We start from the raw sequence: 6,100 nt of genomic DNA on the forward strand, positions 1-6,100 counted from the left end.
GTTACGGCGCCGGCTGGAAGGTGTCGAACGCCGTCTGCCGTGCCTGCGCGTTCGGCGCCGCCGACCAGTCCGCGTCCGGCGTGGTCCAGTAGATCGCGTAGCCGTACTTGGCCGGGGAGCCGGTGACGAAGCCCCGGTTCAGCGAGTGCGTCCTGGGGGTGCCGTTGGTCCACTCCCAGTCGGCCGCGTTGGTCCACTCCCGGTAGGCGACGGACTGCAGCTGCACCCGCTGGTAGTTGCTCACCTGCCCGCGCAGTCCCGGCTCGGAGGCCTGCCAGTCGGCGAGCGCGCTGGCCCCCGGCGTGGTCGTCCACTCGACCCGCAGGGTGCTGCCGTTGCCCTTGAAGGTACGGCGGTTCGCGTCGGAGCCGGTCGGCTGCAGCCAGTCGGGCAGCACGATCGAGAAGCCGGACGGGTCCTTGTACTCGTGGTACCCGGCCGGCACCACGGCCCCGGTCGGCGTCGGCGTCGGGGTGGCACTGGGAGTCGGCGTGGGCGTCGGCGTCGGCGTGGCGACCGGGGCCGCCGGGGCGGCGGTGGTCGGCGCGGGTGCCGGGGCCTCCCCCGGGCCGGTGCTCTCCGACGCCGTCGCCGGCGCGGCGCCGTCCGTACTGCCGTCCGTGACCGCCGCCACCGGCGCGGTGCCGCGCGCGCCCTCGGCCGAACCGTCCTCGGAGCCGCCGAACGCCTGCAGCAGCACGATCAGGCCCGCGATCAGCAGCAGCACCACCACCGCCGTCGCGACGGCCAGCCGCCGCCGGCCGGTGCGCGGGTCGGCCCCGGCGGCCTGGGTCGCGCCCAGCGTCCACTCACTGGTGACCGGCCTGGCCGCCTCGGCCGAGGTCTCCCCGGACCCCACCGGTACCGCCCCGTCCTCCGGTGCCTCCGGGGTGGCCGGTGCCACCGGCGTCTCCCCGCTCCCGGCGTCCCCGGCCCGGCTGCCCACCCGGACCGTCCCGAGCAGTCCGCCGACCGGCGGCTTGCCGCCCTTGCCCGCGGCCTTGCCGCCGCCCGCGCCGGTGTCACCGCCCGTGCCACTGCCCGTGCCACTGCCCGTGTCGCTGCCCGCGCCCGCCACCGGCACCGCGTGCTCGGTGGTCGACTCGGCCCGCGCGGTCGCCTCCGCGACCACCCGCTTGAGCATCGACCGGGTCTGCGGGGCGGTCAGCCGCTCCACCGGGTCCTTCGCCAGCAGCCCCTCGACCACCGGCCGCAGCGGCCCGGCGTTCACCGGCGCGGTGAGCTCCTCCGTCATGACCGCCGTCAGGGTGGCCAGCGCCGAGCCCCGGTCGTACGGCGGCCGGCCCTCGACCATCGCGTACAGCGTGCCGCCCAGCGACCACAGGTCGGCCGGCGGTCCGGGCTTCTGTCCCTGGGCCCGCTCCGGGGATATGTACGAGGGCGCGCCGACCAGCATCCCGGTCGAGGTGACCGAGGAGTCCCCCTCCACGCTGGCGATGCCGAAGTCCGTGAGCACGACCCGGCCGTCCTCGCCGATCAGCACATTGGACGGCTTGACGTCCCGGTGCAGGATGCCGTGCGCGTGCGCGGCGCTCAGCACGCCGAGCACGTCCAGCGCGATCTCCGCCGCCCGGGCCGGCGCCAGCGGGCCGTCCTCCCGGATGACGTCCGCGAGCGAGCGGGACTCGACCAGCTCCATGACGATCCACGGCCGGTCGTCCTCCTCGACCACGTCGAAGACGGTGACCGCCGAGGAGTGCCGGATCCGCGCCGTCGCCTTGGCCTCGCGCAGGGTCCTGACGATCAGCCGGTGCTTCTCGTCCTCGTCCACGCTGGCGTTCATCCGCAGTTCCTTGACCGCGACCGTCCGGCCCAGCATCTCGTCCTCGGCGCGCCACACTGTGCCCATGCCACCACGACCGAGCACCGCGTCCAGCCGGTAGCGTCCGGCCAGGAGGCGGCCGGTGGAACCCTGCGCCTGGGTCATTCGGAACGTTCCCCCACTGTGCTGCTGGCGGTCGTGATGACGGCACGTCGGACCGGCGTCGGGCCCGAACGCCCAAGCCTCCATCATCCCCTGTCCCGCGCGCGCCCGGCCACCCGGCCCCCGGCCACCCTGGTCAGCCCCCGGACCGGGGCGGCGCTCCGTGCCCGATCTGTGATCGAAAACTCTGTCCGACCGGCTCCGGCCACTGCTAACGTTCGGCAGCTCACCGTCTTTCCGGGGGGAAAAGGACGTCCATGACCGCATCCGCACCGGGCGCTGACGGCCAGTCGAACCGGCCGCCGACCGCCCGGCATTTCTCGGTCGCACCGGAACCGGAGACCCCGGAGGGGTACGTCGCCCCCGGTATGCCCGGTGCCCCGGTGGCCGGTTACCACCCCGTCGACCCGGCCGACCCCGCCCCGGCGGCCGACGCGGCACCCGCCCCGGACGCCCTCGGCCGCCGTCGCCGGCGCGGGCGCGGGCGGACCGGCCCAGCGGTGGCGATCGCCGTCCTGGCGATGCTGGCCGGCGCGGCGGCCCTCGGCTGCGCGCCGATCCGCGCGCACACCACCGTCGGCTGGCTGGCCATCGCCCCGGCGGCCGCGGTGGCCTGGCCGCTCGGCCGGCTCGGCGGCACCGGCCGGCTGCTGCCGCCGCTGGGCGCCGTGCTGGCGTCCGGCGCGCTGTTCCTCGGCCAGTTGCTCGGGCAGACCCGGCGGCTGCACCACCTGGCCGGCACCGGGTACGGCGAGCTGCTCCGCGACGCCCTCCCGCTCTGGCGTGCCGACCGCCGCACCCTGGACCTGGTCTTCTACGGCATCGCCGTGATCGGCGGCTTCCTGCTGACCCGCCGGGCCGCCACCCGCCAGTAGCGGGTCCGCCCGGCCCCGAACGGCCACCGAGGAGCCACCGAACGGCCCCGGAACGGCGCGAGGCCCCGGTCGCGCGCTGCGACGGGGCCTCGGACGGGAGCGGTCGGCTCAGCGGTGGTGCAGCGCCGGGTTGACGGTCACCTCGACCCGCTGGAACTCCTTGAGCTCGGTGTACCCGGTGGTCGCCATCGCCCGGCGCAGGGCGCCGAACAGGTTCATGGTGCCGTCCGGGGTGTGCGACGGACCGGTGAGGATCTCCTCGGTGTTGCCGACGGTGCCGAGGTCGACCCGCTTGCCGCGCGGCAGCTCCTCGTGCACGGCCTCCATGCCCCAGTGGTAGCCCTTGCCGGGCGCGTCGGTGGCACGGGCCAGCGCGGCACCGATCATCACCGCGTCGGCGCCGCAGGCGACCGCCTTCGGGATGTCGCCGCTGTAGCCGACGCCGCCGTCCGCGATGACGTGCACGTAGCGGCCGCCGGACTCGTCCATGTAGTCGCGGCGGGCCGCGGCCACGTCGGCGACGGCGGTGGCCATCGGGACCTGGATGCCCAGCACGTTGCGGGTGGTGTGCGCGGCGCCGCCGCCGAAGCCCACCAGCACGCCGGCCGCGCCGGTGCGCATCAGGTGCAGGGCGGCGGTGTAGGTGGCGCAGCCGCCGACGATGACCGGGACGTCCAGCTCGTAGATGAACTGCTTCAGGTTGAGCGGCTCGGCGGCACCGGAGACGTGCTCGGCCGAGACGGTGGTGCCGCGGATGACGAAGACGTCGACCCCGGCGTCCACGACGGCCTTGGAGAACTCGGCGGTGCGCTGCGGCGAGAGCGCGGCGGCGGTGACCACACCCGAGTCGCGGACCTCCTGGATCCGGTGCTTGATCAGCTCGGCCTTGATCGGCTCGGAGTAGATCTCCTGCAGACGGCGGGTGGCGGCGGCCTCGTCGGTGATCGCGGCGATCTCGTCGAGCAGCGGCTGCGGGTCCTCGTAGCGGGTCCACAGGCCCTCGAGGTTCAGCACGCCCAGGCCGCCGAGGCGGCCGATGTTGATGGCCTGCTGCGGGGAGACCACGCTGTCCATGGGCGCGGCCAGGAACGGCAGCTCGAAACGGTAGGCGTCGATCTGCCAGGCGATCGAGACCTCCTTCGGGTCGCGCGTACGGCGACTGGGGACGACGGCGATGTCGTCGAAGGCGTACGCCCGGCGGCCGCGCTTGCCACGCCCGATCTCGATCTCAGTCACTTCGAGCCCTTCTGCTGGTATTGCTCATGCAGGCCGGGTCACCCCGGCCGCCCCCCAGTATCCCGTACCCTCCGGCGGCCGCACGGCGCCGCCCCGCCCCCCGGACCGGCCGCGGACCGGCCACGCGCCGGCGCCCGGACGGCCCGGAGGGCCCGCCACCGGTCGGTGACGGGCCCTCCGAAAGTCGCGTCCGAGCGTTCGATCAGCCGCGGCTGGTGTAGTTCGGCGCCTCGACGGTCATCTGGATGTCGTGCGGGTGGCTCTCCTTGAGGCCCGCCGAGGTGATCCGGACGAACCGGCCCTTGCTCTCCATCTCGGCGACGGTGGCGGCGCCCACGTAGCCCATGGTCTGGCGCAGGCCGCCGACCAGCTGGTACAGCACGGCGGACAGCGGGCCGCGGTAGGGGACCTGGCCCTCGATGCCCTCGGCGATCAGCTTCTCGTCGCTGGTGACCTCGCCCTGGAAGTAGCGGTCCTTGGAGAAGGAGCGCGCCTGGCCGCGGGTCTGCATGGCGCCCAGCGAGCCCATGCCGCGGTAGGACTTGAACTGCTTGCCGTTGATGAACAGCAGCTCGCCCGGGGACTCCTCGCAGCCGGCCAGCAGCGAGCCGAGCATCACGGTGTCGGCACCGGCGGCGAGCGCCTTGCCGATGTCGCCGGAGTACTGCAGGCCGCCGTCGCCGATGACCGGCACGCCGGCCGCCTGGCAGGCCAGCGCCGCCTCGTAGATCGCGGTGACCTGCGGGACGCCGATGCCGGCGACCACGCGGGTGGTGCAGATGGAGCCCGGGCCGACGCCGACCTTGACGCCGTCCACGCCGGCGTCGATCAGCGCCTGGGCGCCGTCACGGGTGGCGACGTTGCCGCCGACCACGTCGATCCCGACGGCCGACTTGATCTTCGCGATCCAGGACAGCGCGTTGTGGCTGTGGCCGTGCGAGGTGTCGACGACCAGGAAGTCCACGCCCGCCTGGACCAGCGCCTGCGCGCGGTCGAAGGCCTCGGCGCTGGCGCCGACGGCGGCGCCGACCAGCAGCCGACCCTCGGCGTCCTTGGCCGCGTTCGGGTACTGCTCGGCCTTGACGAAGTCCTTGACGGTGATGAGGCCCTTGATCCGGCCCTCGTCGTCGACCAGCGGCAGCTTCTCGATCTTGTGACGGCGGAGCAGCGCGATCGCGTCGACGCCGGAGATCCCGACCTTGCCGGTGATCAGCGGCATCGGGGTCATGATCTCGCGGACGCGGCGGCTGCGGTCCGACTCGAAGGCCATGTCGCGGTTGGTGACGATGCCGAGCAGCTTGCCGCCCTCGTCGGCGATCGGCACACCGGAGATGCGGAACTTCGCGCACAGCGCGTCGGCCTCGGCCAGCGTGGTGTCCGGGCCGACCGTGATCGGGTCGGTGACCATGCCGGACTCGGAGCGCTTCACCAGGTCGACCTGGTTGGCCTGGTCTTCGATCGACAGGTTGCGGTGCAGAACGCCGACGCCGCCCTGACGGGCCATCGCGATCGCCATCCGCGACTCGGTGACCTTGTCCATCGCGGCCGAGAGCAGCGGGATGTTCACCCGCACGTTGCGGGAGACCCGCGAGGAGGTGTCGACCTGGTTCGGCAGCACCTCGGACGCCCCCGGCAGCAGCAGGACGTCGTCGTACGTGAGCCCGAGCATCGCGAACTTCTCGGGTACGCCTGCGGCGTTGTAAGACATTTCGGGGGTACCTTCCGTGGCCGGCCTAATCCGCTCACGCCCTGAGGGTGGGGGCGCAGTCATCAGCTCACTCGGACCGCCGAAAGCCCGGTGTCCATTGGAGGATCCTCCAGGGGAACCCCAAGCGCACCGTCGGAACTTTGGCGACCCGCCCAGACGCCGATACCCCATGGTACTGGCACCGCGAATGGGTCCTCGTGCTGCCCTTGACAACACCCGCCCACCATGAGCCATTCCATGTTTTCGCCCGCTCGCCTCCGGGGCGCTCCCGTCCGGCGCCGACGGTCGTCGCTCCCTCGCTCCCCCAGCCTCCGGCCGGGAGGTGCCCCCACCCTT

Annotated in this window: 4 protein-coding genes; 1 reads left to right on the forward strand and 3 read right to left on the reverse strand. The window is 73.6% G+C overall.

What is annotated here, in order from left to right; all coding sequences use genetic code 11:
* Position 1 precedes the first annotated feature (1 nt).
* Complete coding sequence (locus tag BI06_RS21425; RefSeq protein ID WP_043470723.1) at positions 2 to 1,948, reverse strand: serine/threonine-protein kinase; 1,947 nt, start codon at positions 1,946 to 1,948, stop codon at positions 2 to 4.
* Between the two features lie 254 nt (positions 1,949 to 2,202).
* On the opposite strand from BI06_RS21425, the gene BI06_RS21430 reads away from it, so the two are divergent.
* Positions 2,203 to 2,820 (forward strand): hypothetical protein, encoded by a 618-nt coding sequence (locus tag BI06_RS21430; RefSeq protein ID WP_043470724.1) that lies wholly within the window; start codon positions 2,203 to 2,205, stop codon positions 2,818 to 2,820.
* A 108-nt stretch (positions 2,821 to 2,928) separates the two neighbouring features.
* Here BI06_RS21430 and BI06_RS21435 read toward each other — a convergent pair whose 3' ends face one another.
* Both BI06_RS21435 and guaB read right to left on the reverse strand, forming a co-directional pair.
* Positions 2,929 to 4,056 carry a GuaB3 family IMP dehydrogenase-related protein gene (locus BI06_RS21435; protein ID WP_030393340.1) on the reverse strand — a complete coding sequence of 376 codons (1,128 nt, stop codon included), beginning with the start codon at positions 4,054 to 4,056 and terminating at the stop codon, positions 2,929 to 2,931.
* 202 nt (positions 4,057 to 4,258) lie between these two features.
* Entirely contained in the window at positions 4,259 to 5,764 is a 1,506-nt protein-coding gene (guaB, locus tag BI06_RS21440) for an IMP dehydrogenase (RefSeq protein WP_030393339.1), read from the reverse strand.
* Positions 5,765 to 6,100 lie beyond the last annotated feature (336 nt).

This window comes from Kitasatospora sp. MBT66, assembly GCF_000710405.2.
GTDB lineage: Bacteria > Actinomycetota > Actinomycetes > Streptomycetales > Streptomycetaceae > Kitasatospora > Kitasatospora purpeofusca.

What these genes read in the sequence shown, in the direction of transcription:
- BI06_RS21425 (WP_043470723.1), bottom strand. Translation starts at nt 1,948, where the DNA reads ATGACCCAGGCGCAGGGTTCCACCGGCCGCCTCCTGGCCGGACGCTAC.
- BI06_RS21430 (WP_043470724.1), top strand. Translation starts at nt 2,203, where the DNA reads ATGACCGCATCCGCACCGGGCGCTGACGGCCAGTCGAACCGGCCGCCG.
- guaB (WP_030393339.1), bottom strand. Translation starts at nt 5,764, where the DNA reads ATGTCTTACAACGCCGCAGGCGTACCCGAGAAGTTCGCGATGCTCGGG.